This window comes from Paenibacillus sp. DP01, from assembly GCF_044784315.1.
Lineage (GTDB): Bacteria > Bacillota > Bacilli > Paenibacillales > Paenibacillaceae > Paenibacillus > Paenibacillus polymyxa.
In genome coordinates, this window is the sequence record NZ_CP173059.1 from 362,675 (window position 1) to 388,916 (window position 26,242).

Consider the following 26,242-nt stretch of genomic DNA (forward strand, 5'->3'; position numbering starts at 1 on the left):
GGGGGTGGAACGGTATATGGATATCCAACGGGAGTGATGTTTATGCCTTTAGCCCATCCGGCTTATGTAGTTACCAGATTCTTAAATACATCATACACGCCCAATCTTAGCGCCAGCTTAATACTCGTTTAAAATAAACTAAAAGAGGAGATTGTAAACAGGTAGCGTTAAAAAAATTCGCAGATAACGAAAAAAGAGTGTGATTTACCCTTTGGATGCTGTTTTTTTCTTTGACCAGATTGTTCGTATCCCATGAATACAGAGCAGCAGTAAGGGGAAAAACAACCCAATGGATAGAGAATAGGGAATCCACGTCTTTGTATCATAGGTTTGTTGGTAAGGGACATTAGGATACACGATGATGGACAGGATGACTAATAACATCCCGAGAGGAAGCACCAGTTGCCGATCGCTTTTCAGACAAAAGATTTGGGCTATTGCTGTCACTGTGGTGTGCATATACAGTGTGATTCTAAAAAAAAGTGAAATAAACCACATTGTAGCCATAATGGCTTCGATGCGCTGTAGAAAGTTGCCAATGCTAATTTTTTTGGCTAACGCATAGCTAGGATATATATTCCTTGCCGTTAAGTCAGGACCAAATACCAAAATTGTCAATGCAACCACCACGACCAGCATCAATCCGCCAATCAGGCTTCCTATGAAAAAAGCTTTACGGGTTTGATCGGAACGATTTATAGAAGAAGGGAAAATCATGAGCAAAATAATATGAGGTATAAATACTGTGCTAAAAAAGGACAGGGCAGCAGGCCAAATCGGCCCTACTCCTGCCTCCAATACAGGTTGGACATTTTCCAGCTTAATGTTGGATACCACTAAACCTACAAAAGAAATATACAGCAGAGTAAATAAAGGAAACAACAGTTCGGCCGAACGAGCCAGGACTTCGAGACCCAGCCGAGCAGCGAATACTATGATAAGTGCAAAAAGAATATTTACCGCTAGAATCGGCGTTTCCGGTATCATTTGAGTAGTCATAAAATTCCCTAAATAAAATAACACCGGTACAGGAGCATTAATGAATAGTAGGGTGAAAAATAGAAAACCTACGGTTTTGCCTAACCATTTTCCGAGTAGGGTTTCCATCATCTCAACCAGGGTCATCTCTGGATAAAGCGCCGCAAGCTTGCTGTACATATACAAGATAAGAAGCCCAGCCCCGACCCCCACGAGCGCGGCAATCCACGCATCTTGTTTGGCTACAAGTGCCATCCCTGAAGGGACGATGAGGATTGCACTTCCGACCGTAAATAAAGCAGATATGATCATGATTTGTCGTGCTGAGATTTTGATTTGTGCGGGCACTTGTTTTTCACCTCCTCTTATTTTATTAGGCCCATATGGATCAGGAAATTGCTGAATGGTCTATAAATGGCTGTTATCCAATCCAGGGGGGTGGGAATGAGCCAGTGTAATACCTTGGCACAACTAATTCCGACCGCAAAAAAGAGTAGGATGAAAAATAACCAAAGCTCTTTTTTAAATCCTTTTTTCCACATGTCGGGGACTTCAATTAAGCTAATTACAGCAGCGACGAGGAATATGCCGATGATTTTTACGATTTGAGATAGCACTTTGCAAAACACCTTCTTTTGTGGAGTGAGGAATTACTCTTTCATATCATTCATAAAGGAGCTACCGATGGTGCCCAAGCGCCGAATCTTGAAATCGACTTTGATCGTTACGGGTAATTCTGTAAAGTGTTCCTCATCCCAGTTTTGTTTCAGTCTGTTCCAAGTCTTCGGGGCAGCGCGATGAATGGCTTCACCGAATCCGAATATGTCCGTTTTGTAGGATTGCTGGGCCTTTCTAACGGCCGACTTCATAATATCTTCTATTTTTTCTTCTTCTTGCTTTTCAATGTCATAAATCGTTCCTACCTTGGTCAAATCGAGGTCAGTACACTCGACTTCTCCCACGTTGGCCTCAACCTGCATTTTAATATGAATTTGGGGCTCTCCCCTATAGGTGCTTCCTTTTACAGTGGTTTGGGTGCGAATGATTTCGGAGACGACTTTGCCGCCTCTAGGGCAAGCAACGTAACCGACAGAGCTTTGCACTTTGCCAAGGATAAAATTATAGCCCCTACTTTCAGTTTCATCTAACCATCCGATTAGTCGATCTTTTCTGAATACAGCAAGTCCTGAATACTGTAAACGACTGAATGGAGCGATCTTTTGCACATTGTCGCTGGTTTCTCCCATTTCTTTATTGCCAATGATCCGAAGTCCTGTCAACACAGGCTGCTTTCCTTCACTAGTCATAGCTGCAATCAATTCATCCAAGGTTACCGTCGTACTAGGCGACCAGTTTTTCTGTGATGTTTCCAGGGAAGAAAAAAGGTCATTGGCGGGAATCGGATTTAAAGGCGTCATAATTTTCAACGTATCCTCCGCACTAACGTCCTTGGACACTACAATATAAAAATCAGTGCGGAACTGATGATATCTGGAGAGTAAATCTAAAGATTTTGCCATCCCTTCGGCAGCTAACGACTCACCGATAACACATATGCGCAGGTGAGAAAAATACATTCTCCGGGGACTAATTGTTGTTATTTTCCGGATCGCTTCAAATATGGTGTCCGCCTCCTCTGTATACAAGGTGGCTGGAGCCCCGCCTCCTGCTCCTTTTTTAGCCGATGCCTTGCCAGGGTCCACCACTTGGATAGAGACCCGGAATTGATCCCCTTGCTTATCGATTCCCATACCGACGGCGATGGCAAGCTCATTCAACTCTCTACGATTCCAACAGCCTGTCAGAAGTAAGACGAGTGCAAGAATCAGGAAGAGAAACGCCTTCTTCCGCTTCATGATGATCACTCCTTTCTGACGGTTTCTCTTTTTTCTATTCCCGTGATTTGCGGGGCGGAGTGCTGTTTCGACGCTTGACATTTTTTTGATCGACTAACCGGGGACGTGACATCATCATCCAGTGAGGGAATCGAAAGATGGTATCTTTGGTGTCTGACGGTATGAGAGGTGCAAAAGGAGTCATATAGGGAACGCCGAATGAACGAAGGCTGCACATATGCAGGATCAGGGCAATGCCTCCGACGATAATTCCGAACAGCCCAAAGGAAGCGGCAAGCCCCATCAGGGGGAATCGCAGCATACGAAAAGCGATGGACATATTGTAGGCAGGAAGAACAAAGCTGGAAATAGCAGTAATCGATACAACAATAACCATTGCCGCAGATATGATGCCCGCCTCGACAGCAGCTTGTCCAATGACGAGTGTGCCGACGATAGAGACGGCTGCCCCAATGTACTTGGGCATGCGAACGCCAGCTTCCCGCAATATTTCAAATGTCAGTTCCATCATGAGTGCTTCAATAAAGGCAGGGAAGGGGACCGCTTCGCGCTGTGCTGCTAGACCGATTAGCAGTGAGGTCGGCAGCATTTCCTGATGAAACGTAGTGATGGCAACATATAAGGACGGACCGAGCAAGGAAATAAAAACTCCGGTATAACGAAGGACACGGATGAAGCTGCTAATGTCTGCACGCTGATAATAGTCCTCCGCCGCATGCAGGAAGGAGACAAATAATGCAGGCACGACAAGCACAAAAGGGGTACCATCCACCAGGATCGCAATTTTTCCTTCCAGCAGCTCGGCGGCGATCACGTCTGGGCGTTCCGAATTGTATACTGTCGGAAAGGGGGTGAAGGTTTTGTCTTGGATTAATTCCTCGATATATCCGCTTTCGAGAATGCCGTCTACATCAATGCGATTCAATCGTTCATGTACTTCCTCAACCAATTTAGGGTTCACAATCCCCTTTATATACATGACAGCGACATCGGTCTGGGTTACACGACCGATTTGTTTGGTCTCCAGCCATAGATTCGGATCTTTAATTTTACGTCGAATCAAGGCTGTGTTCGTACGCAATGTCTCAGAAAATCCTTCCCGAGGCCCACGGACGACATTTTCTGAGGCAGGCTCGGTGACCCCCCGATCCTTCCATCCACGTGCGCTGGCCGATATTGCCTGCGTCTCACCCTCAATCAAAATGATTGCATCCCCCGACAACAGCGCGTTATATAAGGCTTCAAAGTCATTAATATCCTGGATGCTGCCAATAGTGAGGGCGTAATCTTTCAACATTTGCATGACGTTAGAGGAAGTTTGAATCCGGCATTCCACGTCCTTGGACAAGCTGCTGTCCAGCATCATTGATTCCATAATGAAGTCGGAGACTATATTTTGGTCCACCAAACCGTCGGTATAGAGGATCGCAATGGTCTGGTCACCGTCCTTGCCGATTCGAATTTCTCTTATGACGATGTCGGTGCTGTTGCCAAGCGCTTGTCTGATCTGCTGAAGATTGGTTCCGATATTTGCACTGAGCTGTTCTGCGCGATGTTCAGACTTACTCTCGCTTTGCTGAACGGGTGCCTTTCTAAATTTGTTAAGGGGGGTTCTTTTCCGAAAACGCATGCACGTTCTTCCTCTCTTTGAGGATACTTTTTAATCCAGTATGGACGCTGGAGTCTCTTGGTAAACTTATAGCTGGAATTTCGATAGGGGAAAAGCGGGTATAAAAAAACCTCCTTCACAAAAGTGAAAGAGGTTTTAGACCAACTACATCAAATTACAATTTAGGATTTTTCCCATACTTATTGTCGCCAGGCTGACTGTCTAGGCATGCGAATACAAGCAGTACAATGCCACCGAATGGCACAAGAGCAATCAGAATCCACCAACCGCTTTTACCCGTGTCGTGCAGTCTGCGAGCAAGAACTGCCAAGGATGGCAACAGGACAGCCAGAGAGTAGATGAGAGTCAATATTGGAGTTAAGCCCAAAAGACCATCGATCAGACCGACTATAAAACTGGCAATTACACTAAATAGAACAAACATCCAGTATTCTGTACGTCTTGCTCTACCTTGGAATCCTACATAGTTTTTTAATCCATTTAAATACCATTGCATATATTTTCACCTCCTCATAAAATGTAAATATTTGTATTATGTTCATCGTAAAACAATTCTTTTTAGATATATCGGCAGGTAACATATAGAATTTTACTTGTCAAATTATAACTTTAAACTAGGAATTAAAGCAACACATTTATTAAGGTTAATAATTAAATGAATAATTCATAAAAATATAAAATTACATATTGAATTTTCCATATTCATTGAATAATATAGAGATACGATTAACCGTCAGGTTTGAATCGTCCTTCTTAACAGAAGGAGGTTTTATTTTTCACATTAGTTGAAAGCGCTTTAATTAAAAGAGGGGGATGATCAACATTTAATTTAAGAGTGGAGAAGTTAATACAAACATAATCCTGACCGTCTTATTCATTATTGTTTTATGTTAGCAGGAATGTTCAAAACGAGAGGAGATTGATTTATGAAGCAATTATTTGTTCGTAAAGTAACGGCTGCTTCTCTGGCAGGTGCACTGTTGTTGCCTGCTTCTTTGGTGGGCGCCGAGTCCACACTCAATTCAGATACAGCTGGGATTCAAAGTCTAGAGCAAACCACCCTTCAAGCTCAAGGTCTGGATAACATTTTAAGCCAAAGTAAAAAGGCTGTTTCCTTCAAGGAGACTTCCGTACATGATCCATCCATCCTGAAAGTGAAAGATACATTTTACATTTTTGGTTCACATCTGGCGGCTGCCAAATCCAAAGACCTCATGAATTGGGATACAATTGCGACAGGTGTGGCAAATGGTAATGCATTGATTCCCAACGTCAAAGAGGAATTAAAGGAAGCGCTGGATTGGGCGCAGACAGACACGCTGTGGGCAGCGGATGTCATTCAACTGGCGGATGGTAAGTTTTATATGTACTATAACGCTTGTAAAGGAGACTCCCCGCGTTCAGCTATGGGCCTAGCGGTTGCTGATAAAATTGAAGGACCTTATAAGAATAAAGGAATTTTCCTGAAGTCCGGTATGTGGGATCAACCGAGTGAAGATGGGACGATCTATGACGCAACCAAGCATCCCAATGCCGTAGACCCTGACACTTTCTATGATAAGAACGGCAAGCTGTGGATGGTATATGGCTCCTACTCCGGAGGCATTTTCATTATGCAGATGGATGAAAAAACAGGGAAGCCTTTACCAGGCCAAGGCTACGGGAAAAAACTGACGGGCGGTAACCATGCTCGTATGGAGGGGCCGTACATACAATACAGTCCACAAACGGACTACTATTACTTGTTCCTGTCCTATGGCGGATTGTCAGCGGATGGCGGATATAACTTGCGTGTGGCTCGGTCCAAAACACCGGATGGTCCTTTCTACGATGCTGAAGGCAACGACATGATCAAGGTTAAAGCGAATCCTGACAAACCTCTTTTTGATGACGCTTCCATTGAGCCATACGGCGTCAAGTTAATAGGTAATTACCTAATTCCAAGAGAAATTGGTGATCCGGGAACAGGGCTGGGTACAGGCTATGTGTCGCCCGGACACAACTCGGCTTATTATGATCCCAAGACGAAAAAGCATTTTGTCATTTTTCATTCCCGTTTTCCGGGGAGAGGTGAGCAGTTTGAAGTGCGGGTACATGAAATGTTCATGAACGCTGACGGTTGGCCTGTAGTTGCTCCTTATCGTTATTCAGGAGATGAGGATTCACTGAAAAAGCTGTCAGAGAAGGATGTCATCGGCCAATACTCGTATGTAAATCACGGGAAGGAAATTTCGGCCAATATTAAGCAAGCTGTTACCGTCAATCTGGATCACGGTGGCAAACTGTCTGGCGGAGTGAACGGTACATGGAAGCTGGGGGCAGACAATCAGCTGGAAATTACAGCAGATGGTGCGAAGTACAAAGGGGTATTCCTGCGGCACCGTGATCCAGACACGGGAGCCAAAACCCTTGCTTTTACCGCACTGTCCTCCAAGGGTGTTGCAGTATGGGGTTCGCTAAAGCCTGACCTGAAGGCCAGCAAGATTGTAGCTGCGGTGCAGAAGGATCTGAGTCTAGGCGACACAAGCAACGTTTTTTATGATCTCACGCTACCTACTCAAGCTGCACAAGATACCACGATTTCGTGGGAATCTTCCCGCCCTGAGATTATTTCTGTCACTGGTGAAGTGTACCGTCCAGAAGCCGGTTCCCAGCCTGCAGCAGTTACATTGACGGCGACTATTAAAAAGGACAAAGCTACAGCAAAGAAAAGTTTTAGTGCCATTGTTCCCGAGCAGGCTCAAGGCCCTCAGCTCGCACGTTACTCGTGGAGTGAGGATCAAGGAACTTCGGTTGTCGACAGCACATATAATCAACTCGACGGTAAGGCCTATGGTGGTGCCACATGGGATAAAGATGGGAAGCTTGGCGGTGCTCTTGCCCTGAACGGCAAGGATGGTTACGTGCAGCTGCCCAACACGGTAACGGATGCGAAGGACTTTACCTTTTCCGCGTGGGTGAACTGGAAGGGCGGAGCCGCTTGGCAACGGATTTTTGATTTCGGCAACGGCCAGGCTCGTCATATGTTCCTCACCCCTTCCCAAGGAAGCGGTGTACTCCAGTTTACAATCCATGAAGGTACGGATCAGAGCCTGCTCTCCAAATCATCATTACCTCTAAACCAGTGGACCCATGTGGCGGTTACACTGGAGGGGAATACAGGGAGGCTGTATGTAAATGGTGAAGAAGTAGCTGTAAATGACGGTATTACCTTTAACCCTAATGAGTTGCTGACAAACGAGGCGTATCTCGGTAAAAGCCGCTTTGTCGCTGATGCCTACTTTAACGGCAGCATGGACGAGGTACAGTTATATAACAAAGCGCTGACAGCAGAGAAAATTAAAGCACTAGCGGATTTGTAATTAAAATGAGCAAACAAAGCAGGGGATGGACTTTTTCTCAAGAAGTTCATCTCCTGCGCAACGTTGTGTATATTTATTTCTTGATTACTGGTATAATAGGAAGCAATTGCGGATATAATGTTTTAAGTAGGCGTTAATGACTCACTCTTGTCTAATGAAGACAGCTTGAGGCAGCAATAGATGACATAAGCACTCTGCATAAATTAAATTCTCCAGTGCTTGCGTTTTCAATACACTTATGGTAATATGAGTATATTGAAATTGTGACCTGAGATTCACATATTGTAGAGGGTTATTGTTTTAGGTTGAAATAACCTTGTGCAATATGTGAATTTTTATTTGTAAAAAATAAAGGTCATATAAATATATTTTGGAGGTAATTCCATGCAAACAGGTACAGTTAAATGGTTTAACGCAGAAAAAGGTTTCGGTTTCATCGAAGTTGAAGGTGGAAGCGATGTATTCGTACACTTCTCCGCAATCCAAGGCGAAGGTTTCAAATCTTTGGACGAAGGCCAACGCGTAGAATTCAACGTAGTTGAAGGAAACCGTGGACCACAAGCTGAGAACGTTGTAAAACTGTAATTTTAAATTACAGCCTACTTCAGATGCCCCGAACATAGCGTTTGGGGCATTTGTTTTTATCTGTTCACAAGACCGTTTTTGAACTGATTACATCTTATCGCTTTATAAATCATGAAGAAAGAGGGATGTTTATGTACAATTCACGGAAAAAGCCAATGGATGAAATTCCTGAGGAAATTACAACTGTTTGGAATTGCGCCAGTGATACATGCAACGGCTGGATGCGGGATAACTTCGCTTTTTCTGTCGAGCCGACATGCCCCATTTGCGGTTCTGCCATGGTGAAGGGCGAGAAAAAGCTGGCTGTTTTAAACAATACGAGCTTTAATCATACCAAACAATCCTAAGCGGATACATGTTTGTAGTAAAAGATGCCCCATAGCCATAACGGCGCTGAGGCGTCTTTTTTGTTTTTCTGAGAACAGGCTTTCAATTAGGGTGTATAGAGGATGGGGATAGTATGCTCAGTAAGGTGGAATTAAATTCAGGTAGTGCCTCATAAAATACACCGTGACCACTTCGTTCGAAAGGAATAAGCCTGGAGCCGGCAATTCCTTTTTGAGTTTGGAGCGCTAGAGGGAAAGGGCAGACCCGATCCAGCTTGCCGTGTAGAATCCACGTAGGCACGTGTATACATGGCAAATCGGGCCGTAAATCAGAGTCACGCAGTGAATACAAAGTACAAGCCATGCTATGAACCGAAGCCGCAAAGCCCTGATCACGTAACCAGTCACGTAAACTCTGGCTGACGGGTTTGGCGAACAACATTTCGCCAAATGATGTTACCAGTTGCGGACGATCTGTATAGGCTTGTGTGATGAGTTTATCTACCTCTGCGACAGGAGTGCCGTAAGGAAAGTCGCTGGTTGGGGTAAACCGAGGCGTGGCAGCTCCGATCAAAATTAGCTGATCAACACCCCATCCCCTATGTCTGCTCAAGTAGCGCGTGACAATTGCTCCCCCCATAGAAAAACCGATTAGCCGTATATGGCTTAATTGAAGGGCCTGTATAACAGCCAGGAGATCGTCTGCCAGTCGATCATAATTGTAGCCATGCCATGGTCGATCAGACTTCCCGAACCCCCTAAGATCTACTTGAATACAGCGGTATCCGTAAGCAGGCAACAGGGCAACCTGGTATTCGTACATTCGATGGTCCAGTGGCCAGCCGTGCACCATCATAACAGGGATGCCTTCTCCTATATCTTCTACATACAGCTTAACGCCACGTTCCACTTCAATATAATATCCCATGATGCTCCCCCCTTTAAAAATCACGAAATTTCGTTCTCTCTCACATATATGTAGTCAGGGCTTAGCTCATTCGAAAAAGGGGTGAGGTCGTCGCTATACAAGTATAAAATTAGTAAAATATGTATGTCATCCTGCATGGGGATAGGATATACTTATGGAATGAAACAGCATTGGGAGAGTGGAACAATGACACCATCAAAAACATTAAAATGGATTACGGGCGGATTGGAGCTATTTTTTGCTATTCCTGTTTTGGGCGGGTTGCTCGTCATAAATTCTGCGTATACTGTATTGTTCTTTATGTTGATTTTCCACATTGTTACGTTGGTACTATCGGTGACTAATAAAGAGACTTATTATGGATCTATTTTAGGGATTGTGACCTCGGTTGTTGGGTGGATTCCATTTGTAGGCTGGTTAATGCACCTGCTCTCAGGCATATTTTTGATGATTACCGCAGCCCAACAGCCGCGAGACCATTATCGTAATCGCAATCCCTACGATGATTATCGCTACTAGGGCCAATATCGCCTCGAAATGATGAAAGATCCTGTGGAACAGGATCTTTTTTAGTTATGGAATCTTCCCATGATTATGGTGTTGTAGTATTGACCATCTGAGAGAATCTTGTCGTTTTTTAATAACCCTTCGATTTCAAATCCATGCTTTTTATAAAGTTCAATGGCTTTATTATTGGTTTCTAGAACTTGTAGGTTCATTTTCTGGATGCCGTTAGAGTCTGCCCAGGAAATAGACTCTTTCAAAAGATTCGTCCCGATTCCATACCCCCAGAAATCCTTTAGTACACACACACCGAATTCAACTTTATGAGCGAATCGACGCAGAACATGACCTTCACATCTTGAAAATCCAACGACTTTATCATGAACGACCGCAACTAAAAATAGATTTTTGGCGTGCTCTGTATCGGCTTTAATAAGCTGTTCAAAACCGGATGTACTTATGAATGCTTCTCCCTTTTCTCTGTCTAAATTTTCAGTCTCTCCATCCAACCGTAAGCGGATTTCAGACAAATTCATCGCATCTTGAATCATAGCCGATCTAATGATATAGCTTACTCCTTGTGCATGAAATTCCTGTTTATTTATTTTCATTACATACTCCTTTTGCTGAATCAGGATAAAAAATGTGATCTCTGGCTTAAGTTAGTTTACCACATATTGTATGAAGTGCATGAAAAATAAGCCTGTCCTCTTCTGTTGTATCGTAGCAGAGGGCAGGCTTATTCATTCTCGATCCGTACAGGGAGGCCGGATGGAGATTTATTATTGTGGAGTGGCTGTGTCAGATTAACAAATCGTTCTTATGAATGTGACTTATCGAGCTACAGCTTTTGGAAAACAGAAGCTGTAGCTATTTTTGCTTATCAGAGGCTTTAGCTGCATTTGGCTTAGCAGGAGCCTTAGCCGCATCTGTTTTAGCTGGAGCTTTACCTGCTTCTCCTTTAGCCCCGTCTACTGGTGGCTTAGAGGGCTTAACGCCATTCACCATATCGGTAATCATTTGCTTCAGATTGGAAACACGCTGATTATATTCGCTTGCGGTAATCTTGCCATTTTGTTTTTCCGTAGCGAGTTTTGACTTCATATCCGAAACCATCACATCAATTACGGAGTTTACGCTCACGCCTTGTGCTTTGGCGATCGTAGCAAGGGATTTACCAGCCTTCAACTGTGTATCCAACTGACTGGAGGACAATTTCAATAGTTTCAGGAGAGCCTTGTTCTCAGCATAGTTTCCTCCTGCGATTTGTGGACCGTTAGCATCGCCAGGGTTTCCCTTAGGTGCCTGTGCTTTGCTTGCAGTAGGAGCCTTCTCAGGTGTAGTTGAAGCAGCATGGGCTGCGCCTGTGGAGTACAGCGCTCCGCCTCCTAAAAATGCCAACGCCAACGTTCCGGCCAAAATTGTTTTCTTGGTGCTCTTCATCTTCATTTTCCACCTTTCGTTTATGGTTTGTTTGGTACGTGATACATCATAAGGGATTAACTTGAATGCTATCTGAGCGCAAGCTGAGCATTTACTGAATGGAATTTGGATGGCAGGACTAGCATTTTAACGAATTGCTATTGTATTACGTGTATTAAGTGATATAATACACTACAGGCACGATAGATACAGCCGAATTAGGGGGAAACACCCATGGAAGAACAACGGGTTGGCTCGTTCCGATTTTTAATAGACTTTAGCCAGCCATTATATGAACAAATATTAAATCAAGTACGAAGCTCCATTGCTAAAGGAGAGATTGAAATGGGAAGCAAAATGCCATCTGTGCGTGATCTGGCGCAGGAATTGCGTATGAATCCGAATACCGTGATGCGGGCGTATCAGGAGCTGGAACGGGACGGATTGACTGAGAAGCGACGCGGTCTGGGTACGTATGTAACTTCGTCCAGTGAGCGGATTGCCAGCTTTCGGGAACAATTGGCTATGTCGTATATCGATCAGTTTCTCGGACAGATGAGCAGCCTGGGATTATCCTGGGAAGATGTACAGCAATATATAAGAAGCCGACAGGACGGAGATCACAAGGAAGGAGGCGAAAAGGCATGACGGAGTCTGTGGTAACCGCAAAGCAACTGATGAAGCAATATGGAAATAAAAAAGCATTGGACCAACTGGATGTCGTCATTCCGGCAGGACGTATTGTAGGTGTGCTTGGGCCCAATGGCTGCGGGAAGTCCAGCCTCTTTCGAGCCATCACGGGGTTAATTCAGCCGGACGGGGGCGAGCTTCAGGTGCTGGGCCAACAGCCTGGCTGGGAAACCAACCGGAATATATCTTATCTTCCTGACCGGGCACGCTGGTATCCCAATCATACAGTTCAGCAGACGCTGGAATGGGGGAAGTCCTTTTTGCCTGGCTTCAATATAGAGGATGCCTATAAACTTGCTGACCATATGGATGTGGAATTGGAGCTAAAGATGGCCGGGTTGAGTCGCGGACAGGAGGCACGTGTGCTGCTGATTCTGTGCCTGGCACGAGAAGTACCGCTTATGATCCTGGATGAACCTTTTGTAGGCATTGATGTCCTCTCTAGAGAAGCGATCGTAGCTGGGATTATTGATTATTTGGAGGATCGGCAACAATCTATACTCATTAGCACACATGATATTCAGGAAGTGGAAGGCTTGTTTGATTACACGGTCATGATGGACCGCGGGCGAGTGATATGGTCTGGTGAATCGGATGATCTGCGTGCAGAGCATGGCTCGCTGAACCAGGTGTTCCGCAATTTGTACAAAAGGGAGTGGAAGGCGTGAATTCATCCGGGCTGTTCAAAGATTTAATACGCCATGAATTTCGAAATAAAGGAAGCTGGAGAAAGCAAAGCCGCAATCGACTGCCCAGATCGTGGAGACTTGTATATTTCTCACTATTTCTAATTGCAGCGTTCGCGATTTCCTTGTACTTCGCTCTTCACAACCAACTCGAATTGACAAGGCTGTGGTACGTCACCCTGGGCTTGCCGTACATGATTGTTTTCATGGGTGTGGGAATGCTGAGAAGAGAATGGGAAAATGACACCTACGGATGGTGGCTGACCCTTCCCTATCCGCGTATGTGGCTAATTAGCGCCAAATGGATTGCTGCTATTTTACAAACCATTGTCGTGATATTGCTCTTGTTTGTAGTAGGTTCTCTATACGCGCTGTTTATCTCATCGACCATACAGGCTTATACGTTTGCGGATGCAGCGTCTTTTATGATAGCCGGCTTAAACTGGTTTGTAATGATTATCGCCTTTACGCCGTTGGTTATTGCGCTGGGTCTGCTGACGGCCAGTACCAAATACAGCACCTTGCGGCCGCTTAGCCCAATCCTGTGGATTCTTTTGATGGGTGGAGGAAGCGTCTTTTATTGGTCAGGCGATCAGCGGATTTATGAGCAGTTTCATCATGTTCACAACGGACAGTGGTTTCCTTTTACCTGGCATTTTCCGGTTGCGGTGTTGATTAGTTGGGTTGCTGCATATGCATTGATCCGCTTGAACGCTTATTTGCTGGAGAAAAAACTGTCGATTTAACTTAGGATAAATGACTCTATATTAGAAAGGAATTTCACCATGGCGACAATCTTTATCTATGCATTGATGGCTGTTCTGGTGGGTCTGATGATTTGGTTGAGAACCAAAAGACGAAGGGGCCCGGTAAAGGGAAAAGGATTTCGGATTTTGCTTCCTATGTTTATCGCTTTCCCAGCTATGATGATATCGGTATATCAATTGATGCATATTCCTGGTCAAACGTACGCGCCTCCCGCCTTTTGGGAGCTGCTGGTTGCTGGGTTATTAGGGGCTCTGTTTGGCTACGTTATTTTGCTGCATACGGCGTATGAAAGACGAGATGACGGTCTCATCTATCCCAAGCCGAACCAATATTTTAAGTATATTATTATCGCTATTATTTTGATTCGGGTTGTTCTGACTCAATACCTCAGTAGTTTGGGTACGACCGAAATTAGCATGCTGGCCATTACGATGGCGCTGGTATATATCTCAATCTGGCGAATTGGGAGCTTTATCAAGTTTCGGAGGACGTTATCTGTATAACAATATGAATGAGGTAACAGCGGCTTTCTATTCAAAAAACGTCCATTCGCTTGGTGATAGGAGCCGCTTTTTTTGAGCTAACTTCATTAGTACATGTTATTTATAATAAAATGATGAGGATGATCATACATTGTTATTGCTTTCCATATCCTTTATTCGAAGGTTTGTGACTTGCATGACAACGGTCATAAGTATAAAAATTCAAAGGAGGGTTAATAAGGTTTCAAATGATTTAAATGGGGTTTAAAGTTAGATAGGTGGGGAAGAGTTCATACCTTCGTAGTTAACTGCAACCACATTAGTTACATAAAGAGAAATTGCGTTCCATACTCTATTTTACAGGTTGAGAGGGGCTTACATTCATGAAAAAACATACGGTTACTGCTGCACTTGCTGGCTTGCTCGTTCTGTCTTCTGCTGTACCGGCTTTAGCAGCCGACGTAAAACCTACTACGGGTATCCAGGTTTGGGTAGATGGCAAGAAGGAGGCTTACAAAATTGCGCCTATCGTGAGAAATAAGCAGGTGTTGATCCCCCTGAGACAATTGGCTACTAGTTTAGGAATTCCGCTGGACGCCAAGCATATTACATTCAATACGGCGCGTCAAAGTACGACGATTCGTTATGATCAAGCGACGGTTGTACTGGTATCAGGCAGTCCGGAAGCGCAAATCAACGGGATTAAGGTACCACTGTCCACCTCGACCATTTTGACCAAGCAAGGGGTAACCTATGTACCAGTTGATGTCGTCAAAGAAGCGTGGGGCAAGCAAGTGATTTGGGACCCGGCCAGCCAGACCTTGCAAATCGGGGTGAGTAATAAGGATAAGGTTGTAGAGATTCTGAAGAGCTTTGAAACGGGCGATACGAAAGCAGCTGAGGCTTGGATCAGCAAAGATCAGTACATTCAGCATAATCCGAGCTTTGCTAGCGGGAGAGATGCCTTTTTGCAAGGGATTAGCCAATCCAAGGGAGCCAATGTGCTGGTTGAAGTCCAGCGGGTTATTCAGGATGGCAATGATGTAGCAGTACATTATAAAAAGTCTATTGCAGGGAAAACGAGCATTGCTTTTGATATTTTCCGCTTCGATAGCAATGGTAAAATTGTTGAGCATTGGGATAACATGCAGGACTCGGCTCCAACCAATCCAAGTGGACATACCATGATTGACGGAACAACACAAGTCACGGATCTCAACCAAACCGAGACAAACAAGACGCTGATCCGCAAGTTTGTAGATGATGTGCTGGTTGGCAAAAATCGTGCAGCATTGGAAAGCTATTATAATGGGGATCAGTACATTCAGCATAATCCTCTTTTTGGTGACGGTGTATCCAGTCTGAAGCAAGCATTATCCGCTACGGGTCAAGGAGCTTCTATTGGATATGATCAGGTGCATATGGTTCTTGGAGCAGGCAACTTCGTGCTGGTTGTAAGTGAACTGAAATCTCCTAAGGGAATCTCAGCCGCTGTCTATGATCTGTTCCGTGTGGAGAACGGCAAAATAGCCGAGCATTGGGATGTAGTTCAGGAGATTCCAGCTAAAACAGAGTGGAAAAATACGAACGGTAAATTTTAAAGAATACGCTCTCGTCGTGTGATCTGATTGGCACTGTCCAGACCGTCAGGTTCCTGTTAAAATGGGGCAAACATATCAGGGGGTTGGACGGTGGAAGACTTGAAGCAACGTGTGGGTTGCCTGCATGCGCATCATTCGAACATTGCCTATGTGGAACGAGCTTTTGCTTCTTATGAGGTGGAGCTGGTACATTTTGTGGAACCGGGACTTATGCGCCGGGTATCGTCGGATCCGCATTTTTCTTCAGATGATGCCAGTCGCAAGGTAGAAGAGCAGCTGAGCTGGATGTCTCAAAGCGATCTAGACGTTATTTTGATAACGTGTACGAATTATATTGCTTTGGCGGAGAAGGCTCAAGGGTCAATGCCTACGCCAATTGTCGCACTGGATGAGCCTCTATTTCATGAGATGTGTGATGATTTGCTGCCACGAACCTTGGTATTCACGAATCCGGCTACCGTAGAGGGCACGATGAAGCGTCTTTATCATACGGCCAATCTATTAGGCAAGCCGGACCTCTCTTCTTTAATAGAGGTCAAGGTGGTGGAGGGCGCTTTTGAACTGATTATGCAGGGACGTAAAGATGAGTATGAGGAATTGCTGGTTCGTTCATTGCATGAATTGAGGAAGGCTGATCCCAGCAGAGGGCTGGCTGTAGCACAGTTATCGATGGTTGATGCTGCGTTGCAGGTGGAGTTGGAGACAGGGCTGACGATTGCCAATCCCTTACGGTCGTTGGCGAATTTACTTGAGGTTTTGTTAGGTTAAATAAGTATAGCTAAAAGAACTTCCTACCCATTTTGGGACAGTGGAAGTTCTTTTTTTTGGAAGTGGGTAGGTGGGGGCACTTCTGTACGATTCATTAGTGCTCCTGCTGGTCTTGGGTGATGAGCGCCGCGCCTGCCGATTCTCTTTGGACAAGCGTAACGTACAACCGTTCATGCTCCACGTCTTCCCCGGCAATGATTTTGAGAACCTGTTCAGCGGCTACAGCGCCCCATTTGCGCTTGGAGTAGTCTATCGTTGTCAGCCGGGGCTGAATATATTGCGCCAGCTCGATATTATCAAAGCCGACGATATGAACATCCTTGCCAATGGTAAGCTCTGACTGAGCCATTCGATTGTAAAAGCCTACGGCCATTTCATCATTGAGACAAAATACAGCTACAGGTTCCGAATCTGGGCGAGCCTGCTGCTGTAAAATGATCTCAGCCGCCTGCTCACCGCCCGATTTCTCGAAATTGCCGTCAATTTCAATCATCTCGGCGACGCCGCTACGCTCAATGGTCTGCTTGACCGCCTGCATCCGCTGCCAGGAATCATAAGAACCTTCTGGTCCGGTCACAACATATAGCTTGCGGTGTCCCAATTCCAATAGATGCTCTATGGCGAGCGCGGCACCTGCTTTGTTATCCAGCAGCACCTGGTTAATGTTAGGATGATTCAGTTCGCGGTCCAATACGACAATTTTATGTCCGCGCTCGGCGTAGTTCAGCAGCTCCTGACTATCAAACGTCTGATCCAGTACGATGGCACCGTCAATCATGCGTTCTGGCAGCATTCGATGTGATTGCTTGCCGCTGCAGACAATGAGGTCATAGCCCTTGCGGTTCAAAATTTCCTTGATGCCGTACAGCAAATCTCCATAAACGTCTCCGCGAAAATCAGTCAGGAATACGCCAATAATTTTGGTCTGCCTTTTCTTGAGATTCCGTGCGGCGGCATTGGGCACATAGTTAAGCTCTTTGGCAATGGCCAAAATACGTGCGCAAGTCTCTTCTGTTACCTTATCGCTACCGTTCAAAGCATATGAAACGGTAGATATGGAAACGCCCGCCTGTTTGGCGATATCTTTAATGCTGACCACAACGTCACCTCCTTGTGTTCGTCTTATATGTGCTATTGTATATGGATTATTAACCACATATCTATTCAAAATGTCGTAGTTCTACATGCAAGCAGCAAAGGGCGATCCCGCAAGATCGCCATTCCTTTGTTGCCTATACCTGATTTTGCTTATGCATCATTCGATTTATAAAATAATCTCCAGACGGTGTACACCATCATGTTCTGCTAACGCCTGCTCGAAAGTCTCACGTTTGATGCGCAAGGCACCGGAACGATAGCGATTATCATCGGCTGGCTCACTTTCCAGAGGGGCACCGTTCAATACTGCACGGCCTTGCTCACCGCTCGTATGCTCTTGCAGCATGCGGTAGACGAAGGTGATTGGCTTTCCTGCAAAGGAAAATTTAAATTCCAATCCGTTGAGATCGTCCGGCAGCACAGGGTCCAGGATCAGGTCCTCGCCTGACTGACGAATACCAAGGACATTCGATATGAGCTGATTCATGTAGATTCCCGGACCGCTGGAATAGATTCTCCAGCCACCCTTGACGGGTACGGCTCCTTCCCGCAGTTCACCAAACCGTTCCTGTGCTTCATAGCGGGTGTTAAATTTACCGTCCGAGCTGCTGAAATACGCGTTGCTTTGGCGCCATTCGGCATTCGGTACGGTCGCGCGGATGCCGACCGGATTGATGAGCTTCAGGCTGTGCCAAGCGTCATCCTTGCGTCCTAACTTGGCCATGGCTTCCACAAAGCGGATATGAGCGTGCACATATTGCAGCCCCACCTCACGTCCAAAGTTGGCCGCTTGCTCTGCGCGCTTGAAGTGCGAACTCACACCGCCATCATATTGAGCAGGGCGGTTCATCAGACGCACACCATCCGGGCAGAGGAACTGCTCGCGGATGAGCTGCTCATGAGCCAATGCTTGCTCAGGCGTGAGCAACTGGCTGATCATGCTGCGTGTCATCGGCAGCAAACGGTAGTGGATTCCCGTCTCGGTGTCGGACGGATGGAGCATGAGCTTGGGTTGACCAGGCTCTTCCATATATACAAAGCCTGGAATAATTCCGCTCTCCAGCATGTAGCGATTGAAGTCTTTACGGATGCCGTTCGCCATCTGATGTAGATCTTGTGCGATCTTATCAGCTTCGCTTACTACATTTACTGGAGCTTGCTCCAACGCAGCAGCAAAGTTACGAATCACTTGGTAGGTGAGTGCAACCGTCCAGCTGCTCGCCATGTATTGCTTCAGCTGCGCATTGGCTGGCTGGAGGGTGTCATCCCAATCGCCATCGCCATAAGCCGATAAGTACGTATCATGCAGAAAATTCTCTCGAATATATTCGATTTCCTTCAGGGCATGTTCCATAAGGGGCGCAGTCTGCTTGGTATAATCGAAAGTATGCCGATGGGTGTAAGGCACATTTTCTCCCAGAATACTGTAATCACGGGTAGCGGTCAAATAATCGCCCAGTACCTTGAGCGGCCAAACGATAATATCCCCATGGCTTTCTTCTTGCTGCACGTGAGTATAGTTGTCAAACATAAACCATTGCGGCCAGTTTCCGCTGTCTTCATACTGATGGCTGAATACAGTTAGCAAAATGGAACGAACCTCATCAAAATTTTGCACTGCCGAAAAATATTCGACAGGCCCCTGACATACATCACGTGTTCCCCAGGCTGCTCCGCCGTATTGCTCCAGACCGTGAGGCACAGAGTAGTGGACGAGCATGTTGTGGGTGTACCACCAGGCCACTGCGTTCACACGGAATAGCTCGCTGGTTTCCTGTTGGCCAAGCGTCAGATGGAAGCCATTCATAAGCTCGGCAAAATACTCCCGGTAGCGCTCGCGCTCATCTTCAAAGGAGGCGTGTAGCTCCTTGTGTGCTCGGTCCTTTCCGGTCGAGCGGCCATGCAGCCAGCCCTGTACAATGCAGGTCCATTCGCTGCTGTCGCCCAGTTCCAAAACGACCAGGGATGCATCAGGAGAGGCTCCACCCTGTAGCAGTGCTTGAGCGTCGCTCACATGCTGTAATGGAGCGCCCTCTACGTGCATTCGGTAAAGCAGGTCGGGATAGGCCTCGGCGCTCAGGGAAGCGGAATCAGCTCTAAAGAGCAGGTCATCACCTTCGTGTTCCATATGAAACGGAAGCTCATATTCGTTCACATGCATACACATTTGCTGAGTGATCAGGAATGGATAGGCTTTACCACTTGCCGAGCGCATGTGAAGCCGCACTTCTGGGCTATCAGCATTCGTATGGTTTGTAATAATGAATGTATCGTCAGCCGTTTTGTAATACCAGCGCACATAATTAAAGCCAATCTCAAACAGGGAAGGCATGGTGAGCAGGCGATATTTTCCTTGAATTCCGACGTAGATACGTTGAGCGGATGTCTTGGGAATGTTGAGCGCATTACGAACGTTGGTGATCATTTTGTTGAAATTCGTATTGCCGATCACGAGTTGGGAATTGAATACCCCGTACATATAGGAAGTGGTTGTAATGGTTTCTTCCTTACCTCCAGAGTAATGCCCACCCATTAAAATGTGTCCGTGAGGACGCTCTACACGAAGCTCTTTGGATTTGAGTACGACATGCTCATAGCTATCCGTGAAAAAGGAAAGTAGTGTATCGCCATCCCGTTCTTCTTCCTGGCGTTTCGGGAAAAGCTGATTCACTTCGGCATCGGTCAAGTCCAGTGTGCGCAGCGGTTCACCGATGGTTTGAGCTGGGGCCACACGCCCTGCCTGAAGATCACTTGCCGCGTGTGCTGGTATGCTGGTCTCAGAAGCGTCCGCTAGAACGGCAGCTACTTCATCGCGTGCTTTGGTTACCAGGTCCTGATACTCCAGCTTCGTCACTGCAGCCGGATGGCTCGGCTGGAACAGACCGTAAAACGTAAAGCGAGCTTCCCCAGCGAGTTTTACCCGCTCAGATTGCAGCGCCGTATAAGCGAATTCGTATTGATACACTTCATTGGCGAGCGTGTCGCGGCGCAGTGCTTCCGGCTCATTCGTTTCCTTGTAAGAAAGTCCAAAGAACTGAAATCCGTCTGTCGAGTAACCAACAGTGCGGGTTAACGAGCCTTGTTGAATGTATGGGAATGCCTGACTTTGAGGCTGGTTTTGACGTGAGCAAACGGTATAGCCTCTTTGTTCATCATGATAGACAGTATGGTCAATATATTGAGACAAATAAGCTTCATTACTGCGCACAGCAGCGGTATCGGCAATGCCGATATCCTGACCGTACACAATATCTGCTTCAACATCATCGCCCTGTAGGGTTACATCCCAGAACCATACTCCCAGGCGGCTGAGTGTGAAGGTCACCTGATAGCCTACACCGGCAGTGAACCCTTCCCATATAATCTGCTGATCCGTTTGTCGGATTACGCCGGGCGAACGAACTCCCAGCAGAGGAGTGATGCTTACGCCGGAAGGACGATACAGTCTCAAGTACAGATTGTTCAGGGAACCATCGACTGAATTGGTCAACAGCTGGTTGATCATCGTTGAGCCGTGAGCGATCTTGTACACATCACCGCTGCTTAGGAAGGTAAAAGACAGGTCTCCGGCCCGCAGCAAAATATTTTGGTCTAGACTTGTATTCATCAAAGGGAACGCCTCACTTTCCTGTTTCTTTTACTAACCGAAAACGGCCTTCAGTAGTATCTCGGCTGTTAGGTCCTGTAAAGACGGCGAATTCACCGCTGTCACTGTCAAAGCTCAAATCTGCATGATGATAGCGCAGCTGAGGCTCGGTCAATGTAAACTCCACTTCCCGGCTTTCGCCTGGGGCAAGCAGGATTTTGCAGAAATCTTTCAGTTCCTTCATGGGGCGAACCGTATCACCGCTGATATCACGGACATAGAACTGAACGGTCTCCTCGACTGGACGTGTTCCTGTGTTCGTTACCTGCACTCTAACGGTCAGTTCTTGACCGGGAATAAGAGTATCGCCTGAAAGTTGTAAGCTGTCATAGGCTACATCGGTGTAGCTCAGGCCATAGCCGAACGGGAATAAAGGTTCGTTCGGTACGTCTAGATATTGAGACACGTAGCGTTCTGTTGTGTTCGGATCTAACTGCGGACGTCCAGTATTAAAATGATTGTAATACACTGGCACCTGTCCGACCGATTGCGGGAAGGACATCGTCAGACGACCCGTAGGTTCAGCATCACCGTATAACAAATCGGCAATTGCCGCGCCGCCTTCGCCACCAGGGAACCAGGCTTCCAGTACAGCGTCTGCTTCTTCAATGACGCCGTGCAGATCCAATGGACGACCATTAAACAATACGGCTACCATGGGCTTGTTCAGTGTCTTCAGGCGTTTCACCAATTCCAATTGAGCCTGCGGCAGGCGAATATTTGAACGGCTGCCTGCTTCACCACTCATATCTGAGCGCTCGCCAAGCGCTAGTACGATGATCTCTGCTTGACTGGCAGCATGCAGAGCTTCTGCATATTGCTCCTCTGTTATGTTGTCTACAGAGCATCCTGCCGCCACCGTGAGCAGCGAGGAGGATATTTTCGATTGGAATCCATCAACAACACGAATGGCTTCCTCTTGTGAACCGCTCCATGACCAAGAGCCCAGAATATCGCCGCTCTCTGCAAAAGGCCCGATCAATGCAATATGTTGATTGCGATTCAATGGAAGCACAGAATCATTTTTGAGCAGCACGCATGATTTAATGGCTAGTTCTTTAGCAACCGCACGGTGGGCTTCGCAGAATACGACTTCACGTTCACGCTCAGGGTCTGCGCCGCGTAGCGGATTCTCGAACAAGCCCAGCTTTTGTTTGAGCTTCAATATACGCATCACGGCTTCATCAACGAGCGCTTCATCCAGCTGTCCGCTGCGAATCAACTCAGGCAGGTGCCCATTGTAGCAGGAGGTCATCATTTCAATATCTACGCCTGCCAGCAATGCTTTTTTTGCTGCCTCCCGTTCATCCTCGGCGATGCCGTGAGGAATAAGCTCTTTGATCGCGGCCCAATCCGAAATGAGCACACCGTCAAAACCCCATTCATCACGAAGCAGATCACGCATCAGGCGCTTGTTGCCCGTTGCCGCTACGCCTTCTACGGTATTGAAGGACGTCATCACCATTTCGCAGCCTTCATCTAAAGCAGCTTTGTAGGAAGGGAGATAATACTCTCGCAGCTGCCATGCAGATACATCTACGGTATTGTAATCACGTCCACCTTCACCGGCTCCATAAGCAGCAAAGTGCTTCACGCATGCGGCTACCCGCTCGGTATCATTCGTCAGATCATTACCCTGAAATCCGCGCACAAACGCACGGGCAAATTGACTGTTGAGATAAGGGTCTTCCCCAGTAGATTCCATTACACGACCCCAGCGTGGGTCACGTACCAGATCGACCATAGGAGCGAATGTGACGTGAACACCGGATACGGCTGCTTCCCGAGCAGCGATAGTAGCGCTCTCTTCTGCAAGTTCCATATCCCATGAGCAACCCATAGCCAGCGGTATAGGGAAAATCGTTTTGAAGCCGTGTACAATATCTGCCATAATTAAAAGCGGGATACCCAGACGGTTTTTACTCAAATGAGCCTGCTGAACACGAATTGCTTCCTGGGCTCCTGCAAGGCCGAGCACGGAACCAACGTTGTGAACCGTCTGCTCTGTGATGCCGAGAGAAGCCATAGGCCCAGTAATTTGGCCCTCTGTACCCGCTTCTTCAAAAAAGCCACCCACAAGCTGAAGCAGTTGGTCAACTTTTTCTTCAAGAGTCATGTTTTGTAAATAGGAATTCAGGTGTTGTTCCATCATAATCCTCCGTAAGCTGTATGGTTGGTAAAACAGCTCTCTTTTTCAGATTCATGAGATTTTTTGGATAAAGTTGATTCAAAAAAGTGCTGAACAGGCTAATAGCTAGTATAGAAGCATAATCTTCTGTTGTATTATTAATCGAAACGTTTCTATTGTTGGACTCAGTTGGATTATATACGCTTCCAAATGGAGAGTCAAATGCAAAACGGGGGTTTTTTATAGGACAAATAGCGTAATAAAGATTGAAATAAATGAAAAAGAGATGTGATTCTAAGTAAATAAAAAATAATATCCCTATTGAATACGGTTTCAATTTGTTCTATAATGACTATCGAAACGTTTCTATTGATGAGTATGGTCCTTAGGCTTTAAACATAATTGTTATAACGGTATGCTTTAACTGCTATGTATTTGCATGTATCAGGATTTTGCAAAATTCGATTTTAGTCGCTCCAAATTGCAATATTTGGTCATTGGAAGTCGCTTATTGAATTTTTGCAAAATTCATGTGCTTGAATCCGTTATCATATTGCATGATCGGTAAACTGATCATCTCGGGAGGAATTCGTATGATGAAAAGAACATTGGGGATCATTTTGGCAAGCACCTTATTACTGGGGGGTGCGCTGGTAGGTTGTTCATCCAAGGATGATTCGTCGGGCAAAGATGCAAATGGCAAGACGACCATCACCATGTGGGGAATGGGAGCGGAAGGGAAGTTGCTGCCTGAAATTGTAAAAGATTTTGAAAAAGAAAATCCAAATATTCACGTTGATGTACAGGCGTTGCCTTGGGATAACGCTCACGACAAATTGCTCACGGCGGTTGCCTCAAAATCAGGTCCAGATGTTGTCCAGCTCGGTACATCATGGGTGCCGGAATTAGCATCTGCGGGTGCACTAACAGACATCACGCCTTACATCAGCAAATACCCTGAGCTTGAAGCGAAAAATTTCTTCAAGGGCGCTGTGAGTACGGCTCAATTTGAAGCTAAACCGGTCGCCGTACCTTGGTACACTGAAACGCGAGTTTTATTCTATCGTTCGGACCTACTAAAACAGGTTGGATACAATGAAGCACCTAAAACGTGGGAGGAACTGTCCGATGCTGCTCAAAAGCTAGCGGCTCGGGGTAAAGGCAAATATGGTATCTCCTTTAGTGCAAAGGAGCAGTCCATGGGCTTTATGTTTGCTCTCCAGAACGGTTCCAAGCTGGTTGACGAGCAGGGCAATCCGCTATTCAACCAAGCACCGTTTGTAGATGCTGTGAAGTATGTAAATACCTTTTTCCAAAATGGCTCTAACGCAGTGGATATTGGAATTGATTCCGTTCAAGGTTTGCAAGGCGAGGGGATCGTTCCAATGTTTATCAGCGGTCCTTTCATGATTAAAGAAATCAAGAGCAAGGCACCAGAACTGGAAGGCAAGTGGAATATTGCGGAGCTTCCTGGCAAAGTAAACAACCTATCCGTCTTGGGTGGAGCCAACCTTTCAATTATGAAATTCAGCAAGCACCCAGAGGAGTCGGCCAAATTCCTGGCTTACATGAGCAAACCAGAAACACAACTGAAATGGATGGAGCTGTCCAGTAACTTGCCTGCGACTACTAAATCGTGGGAAGATGCCAAACTGAAGAGTGATCCGATGCTTCTGACGATTCGCAAACAGCTGGATCATTCCGCAGCATTGCCGCAACTGGCTGCATGGGAAGAGGTTTCTCAACAATTCATCAAGAGCTTTGAGCGTATTTACCGCGGTCATGCCGATGTACAGAAGGAAATGGATGACTTTAATCAGCAGGCTGCAAGTATAATGAAAAAATAATGATCCATATCCGTCATTGTCAAAGGGAGTGAAGGCATGAAAGGAAGCTCGCAGAAGCTTGCGCCATACTTGTTTATCGGTCCCTCCATCATCCTGTTAACGCTGTTTTCGTTATTGCCGATACTACTGGCGCTCGTGATCAGCTTCACGGATATGGATCTGTCCGGACTCGTTAATTATGAAAGTATTCGCTTTATAGGATTGGAAAATTACACGAACGTGCTTTTGGACCCTTCCTTTTTGAAGTCCATTGGGAATACGTTGTTCTTTGTTATCATTGGCGTTCCGCTGGTGCTGATATTTTCACTCAGCATCGCGATTCTGATTAACATGGGTAAATCACGTGCTTTCAAAGTATTCCGCGTCGTGTTCTATCTGCCGTCCGTAACGAATGTGGTTGCGGTGGCAGTGGTTTGGAGCTATCTGTATAATCCGACGCTTGGATTATTCAACTACGTACTTGGTCTGGCGAATTTGGGTCCCGTCCCATGGCTGACCGATCCAACAGTAGCGAAAATTTCGCTGATTGTGTTAGCGGTTTGGCGGGGCATCGGTTTAAACATGATTATTTTTATTGCGGCTATTAAAGGCATTCCAGGCTCTTATTATGAAGCGGCCCAGCTTGACGGGGCCAATACATGGCAGCAAATTCGTTATATTACGCTGCCGCAGCTTCGTTACGCTATTTTCTTCGTATCCATTACGACGATGATTGGCTGGCTGCAATTTTTCGAGGAACCTTTTGTCATGACCAAAGGGAAACCGCTGGACGGTACGCTGACGGCATCCTTGTTCATTTACAATAACGGCTTCCAATTTAGTAAATTCGGGTATGCCGCGGCGGGATCGTTCATTCTGTTCTTCGCGATCATCGCGGTAACGCTGATTCAGTTCCGTTTGCAAAATAAAGCGGAGTCCTGATAGAGAGAGGTGATGA

Annotated in this window: 22 protein-coding genes; 12 read left to right on the forward strand and 10 right to left on the reverse strand. The window is 46.1% G+C overall.

The genetic code is table 11. The features are described from left to right. Positions 1-204: 204 nt before the first annotated feature. From ACH59B_RS01555 to ACH59B_RS01570, 4 genes are all read right to left on the reverse strand, one after another. The gene (locus ACH59B_RS01555; protein ID WP_025363763.1) at positions 205-1,326 is read right to left on the reverse strand and encodes an endospore germination permease; all 1,122 of its coding nucleotides are present in this window, start codon (positions 1,324-1,326) and stop codon (positions 205-207) included. A 302-nt stretch (positions 1,327-1,628) separates the two neighbouring features. Next, complete coding sequence (locus ACH59B_RS01560) at positions 1,629-2,834, reverse strand: Ger(x)C family spore germination protein (RefSeq protein ID WP_025363764.1); 1,206 nt, start codon at positions 2,832-2,834, stop codon at positions 1,629-1,631. 34 nt (positions 2,835-2,868) lie between these two features. Continuing rightward, complete coding sequence (locus ACH59B_RS01565; RefSeq protein WP_404303184.1) at positions 2,869-4,464, reverse strand: spore germination protein; 1,596 nt, start codon at positions 4,462-4,464, stop codon at positions 2,869-2,871. 154 nt (positions 4,465-4,618) lie between these two features. Further along, the gene (locus ACH59B_RS01570) at positions 4,619-4,960 is read right to left on the reverse strand and encodes a DUF805 domain-containing protein (protein WP_017425676.1); all 342 of its coding nucleotides are present in this window, start codon (positions 4,958-4,960) and stop codon (positions 4,619-4,621) included. Positions 4,961-5,390: 430 nt separating this feature from the next. On the opposite strand from ACH59B_RS01570, the gene ACH59B_RS01575 reads away from it, so the two are divergent. The 3 genes from ACH59B_RS01575 to ACH59B_RS01585 all read left to right on the forward strand — a co-directional run bounded on the left by ACH59B_RS01575 (position 5,391) and on the right by ACH59B_RS01585 (position 8,758). Next, complete coding sequence (locus tag ACH59B_RS01575; RefSeq protein WP_113050874.1) at positions 5,391-7,826, forward strand: LamG-like jellyroll fold domain-containing protein; 2,436 nt, start codon at positions 5,391-5,393, stop codon at positions 7,824-7,826. A gap of 384 nt (positions 7,827-8,210) precedes the next feature. Then, entirely contained in the window at positions 8,211-8,411 is a 201-nt protein-coding gene (locus ACH59B_RS01580; RefSeq protein ID WP_007428290.1) for a cold-shock protein, read from the forward strand. A gap of 131 nt (positions 8,412-8,542) precedes the next feature. Then, on the forward strand, positions 8,543-8,758 hold the full coding sequence (locus ACH59B_RS01585) for a cold-shock protein (RefSeq protein WP_013308357.1): 216 nt from the start codon (positions 8,543-8,545) through the stop codon (positions 8,756-8,758). A gap of 82 nt (positions 8,759-8,840) precedes the next feature. Here ACH59B_RS01585 and ACH59B_RS01590 read toward each other — a convergent pair whose 3' ends face one another. Further along, a complete protein-coding gene (locus ACH59B_RS01590) occupies positions 8,841-9,665 on the reverse strand; it encodes an alpha/beta fold hydrolase (RefSeq protein ID WP_016820214.1) in 825 nt (274 codons plus the stop codon). A gap of 186 nt (positions 9,666-9,851) precedes the next feature. Between ACH59B_RS01590 and ACH59B_RS01595 the strand changes: the two genes are divergently transcribed. Next, a complete protein-coding gene (locus ACH59B_RS01595; RefSeq protein WP_016820215.1) occupies positions 9,852-10,184 on the forward strand; it encodes a hypothetical protein in 333 nt (110 codons plus the stop codon). A 50-nt stretch (positions 10,185-10,234) separates the two neighbouring features. Here ACH59B_RS01595 and ACH59B_RS01600 read toward each other — a convergent pair whose 3' ends face one another. Both ACH59B_RS01600 and ACH59B_RS01605 read right to left on the reverse strand, forming a co-directional pair. Further along, positions 10,235-10,780 carry a GNAT family N-acetyltransferase gene (locus ACH59B_RS01600; protein ID WP_016820216.1) on the reverse strand — a complete coding sequence of 182 codons (546 nt, stop codon included), beginning with the start codon at positions 10,778-10,780 and terminating at the stop codon, positions 10,235-10,237. Between the two features lie 259 nt (positions 10,781-11,039). Beyond that, positions 11,040-11,612, reverse strand: coding sequence for a hypothetical protein (locus tag ACH59B_RS01605; RefSeq protein ID WP_016820217.1), 573 nt, complete (start codon positions 11,610-11,612; stop codon positions 11,040-11,042). A 213-nt stretch (positions 11,613-11,825) separates the two neighbouring features. Here ACH59B_RS01605 and ACH59B_RS01610 point away from each other — a divergent pair, with 213 nt between their 5' ends. The 6 genes from ACH59B_RS01610 to ACH59B_RS01635 all read left to right on the forward strand — a co-directional run bounded on the left by ACH59B_RS01610 (position 11,826) and on the right by ACH59B_RS01635 (position 16,586). Next, positions 11,826-12,239, forward strand: coding sequence for a GntR family transcriptional regulator (locus tag ACH59B_RS01610; protein WP_016820218.1), 414 nt, complete (start codon positions 11,826-11,828; stop codon positions 12,237-12,239). Beyond that, positions 12,236-12,949 carry an ABC transporter ATP-binding protein gene (locus tag ACH59B_RS01615; RefSeq protein ID WP_016820219.1) on the forward strand — a complete coding sequence of 238 codons (714 nt, stop codon included), beginning with the start codon at positions 12,236-12,238 and terminating at the stop codon, positions 12,947-12,949. Before ACH59B_RS01610 ends, ACH59B_RS01615 begins: the two co-directional genes overlap by 4 nt. Further along, on the forward strand, positions 12,946-13,713 hold the full coding sequence (locus ACH59B_RS01620) for an ABC-2 transporter permease (protein ID WP_017425682.1): 768 nt from the start codon (positions 12,946-12,948) through the stop codon (positions 13,711-13,713). Before ACH59B_RS01615 ends, ACH59B_RS01620 begins: the two co-directional genes overlap by 4 nt. A 39-nt stretch (positions 13,714-13,752) precedes the next feature. Then, the gene (locus ACH59B_RS01625) at positions 13,753-14,238 is read left to right on the forward strand and encodes a cytochrome c biogenesis protein CcdC (protein WP_017425683.1); all 486 of its coding nucleotides are present in this window, start codon (positions 13,753-13,755) and stop codon (positions 14,236-14,238) included. A 362-nt stretch (positions 14,239-14,600) separates the two neighbouring features. Then, positions 14,601-15,818: a stalk domain-containing protein gene (locus ACH59B_RS01630; protein ID WP_126666570.1), complete on the forward strand. Its 1,218-nt coding sequence runs from the start codon at positions 14,601-14,603 to the stop codon at positions 15,816-15,818. A 90-nt stretch (positions 15,819-15,908) separates the two neighbouring features. Then, positions 15,909-16,586, forward strand: a complete 678-nt coding sequence (locus ACH59B_RS01635; RefSeq protein ID WP_039276632.1) for a hypothetical protein — start codon at positions 15,909-15,911, stop codon at positions 16,584-16,586. 94 nt (positions 16,587-16,680) lie between these two features. On the opposite strand, the gene ACH59B_RS01640 is transcribed toward ACH59B_RS01635, so the two are convergent. The 3 genes from ACH59B_RS01640 to bglX form a co-directional block, all read right to left on the reverse strand. Beyond that, entirely contained in the window at positions 16,681-17,685 is a 1,005-nt protein-coding gene (locus ACH59B_RS01640) for a LacI family DNA-binding transcriptional regulator (protein ID WP_019685866.1), read from the reverse strand. Positions 17,686-17,850: 165 nt separating this feature from the next. Continuing rightward, a complete protein-coding gene (locus ACH59B_RS01645; RefSeq protein WP_404303192.1) occupies positions 17,851-21,291 on the reverse strand; it encodes a GH36-type glycosyl hydrolase domain-containing protein in 3,441 nt (1,146 codons plus the stop codon). Between the two features lie 13 nt (positions 21,292-21,304). Further along, positions 21,305-23,479, reverse strand: coding sequence for a beta-glucosidase BglX (bglX, locus tag ACH59B_RS01650; protein WP_016820225.1), 2,175 nt, complete (start codon positions 23,477-23,479; stop codon positions 21,305-21,307). 572 nt (positions 23,480-24,051) lie between these two features. On the opposite strand from bglX, the gene ACH59B_RS01655 reads away from it, so the two are divergent. Both ACH59B_RS01655 and ACH59B_RS01660 read left to right on the forward strand, forming a co-directional pair. Then, the gene (locus ACH59B_RS01655; protein ID WP_045244962.1) at positions 24,052-25,305 is read left to right on the forward strand and encodes a sugar ABC transporter substrate-binding protein; all 1,254 of its coding nucleotides are present in this window, start codon (positions 24,052-24,054) and stop codon (positions 25,303-25,305) included. 36 nt (positions 25,306-25,341) lie between these two features. Continuing rightward, the gene (locus ACH59B_RS01660) at positions 25,342-26,226 is read left to right on the forward strand and encodes a carbohydrate ABC transporter permease (RefSeq protein WP_025363776.1); all 885 of its coding nucleotides are present in this window, start codon (positions 25,342-25,344) and stop codon (positions 26,224-26,226) included. Positions 26,227-26,242 lie beyond the last annotated feature (16 nt).

Excerpts from the sequence above, each read along its gene's own strand:
- ACH59B_RS01590 (WP_016820214.1), bottom strand. The coding sequence starts at position 9,665 with ATGGGATATTATATTGAAGTGGAACGTGGCGTTAAGCTGTATGTAGAA.
- ACH59B_RS01655 (WP_045244962.1), top strand. The coding sequence starts at position 24,052 with ATGATGAAAAGAACATTGGGGATCATTTTGGCAAGCACCTTATTACTG.
- ACH59B_RS01600 (WP_016820216.1), bottom strand. The coding sequence starts at position 10,780 with ATGAAAATAAATAAACAGGAATTTCATGCACAAGGAGTAAGCTATATC.
- ACH59B_RS01645 (WP_404303192.1), bottom strand. The coding sequence starts at position 21,291 with ATGAATACAAGTCTAGACCAAAATATTTTGCTGCGGGCCGGAGACCTG.
- bglX (WP_016820225.1), bottom strand. The coding sequence starts at position 23,479 with ATGGAACAACACCTGAATTCCTATTTACAAAACATGACTCTTGAAGAA.
- ACH59B_RS01575 (WP_113050874.1), top strand. The coding sequence starts at position 5,391 with ATGAAGCAATTATTTGTTCGTAAAGTAACGGCTGCTTCTCTGGCAGGT.
- ACH59B_RS01630 (WP_126666570.1), top strand. The coding sequence starts at position 14,601 with ATGAAAAAACATACGGTTACTGCTGCACTTGCTGGCTTGCTCGTTCTG.
- ACH59B_RS01660 (WP_025363776.1), top strand. The coding sequence starts at position 25,342 with ATGAAAGGAAGCTCGCAGAAGCTTGCGCCATACTTGTTTATCGGTCCC.
- ACH59B_RS01585 (WP_013308357.1), top strand. The coding sequence starts at position 8,543 with ATGTACAATTCACGGAAAAAGCCAATGGATGAAATTCCTGAGGAAATT.
- ACH59B_RS01570 (WP_017425676.1), bottom strand. The coding sequence starts at position 4,960 with ATGCAATGGTATTTAAATGGATTAAAAAACTATGTAGGATTCCAAGGT.
- ACH59B_RS01625 (WP_017425683.1), top strand. The coding sequence starts at position 13,753 with ATGGCGACAATCTTTATCTATGCATTGATGGCTGTTCTGGTGGGTCTG.
- ACH59B_RS01605 (WP_016820217.1), bottom strand. The coding sequence starts at position 11,612 with ATGAAGAGCACCAAGAAAACAATTTTGGCCGGAACGTTGGCGTTGGCA.
- ACH59B_RS01595 (WP_016820215.1), top strand. The coding sequence starts at position 9,852 with ATGACACCATCAAAAACATTAAAATGGATTACGGGCGGATTGGAGCTA.
- ACH59B_RS01560 (WP_025363764.1), bottom strand. The coding sequence starts at position 2,834 with ATGAAGCGGAAGAAGGCGTTTCTCTTCCTGATTCTTGCACTCGTCTTA.
- ACH59B_RS01580 (WP_007428290.1), top strand. The coding sequence starts at position 8,211 with ATGCAAACAGGTACAGTTAAATGGTTTAACGCAGAAAAAGGTTTCGGT.
- ACH59B_RS01565 (WP_404303184.1), bottom strand. The coding sequence starts at position 4,464 with ATGCGTTTTCGGAAAAGAACCCCCCTTAACAAATTTAGAAAGGCACCC.
- ACH59B_RS01610 (WP_016820218.1), top strand. The coding sequence starts at position 11,826 with ATGGAAGAACAACGGGTTGGCTCGTTCCGATTTTTAATAGACTTTAGC.
- ACH59B_RS01615 (WP_016820219.1), top strand. The coding sequence starts at position 12,236 with ATGACGGAGTCTGTGGTAACCGCAAAGCAACTGATGAAGCAATATGGA.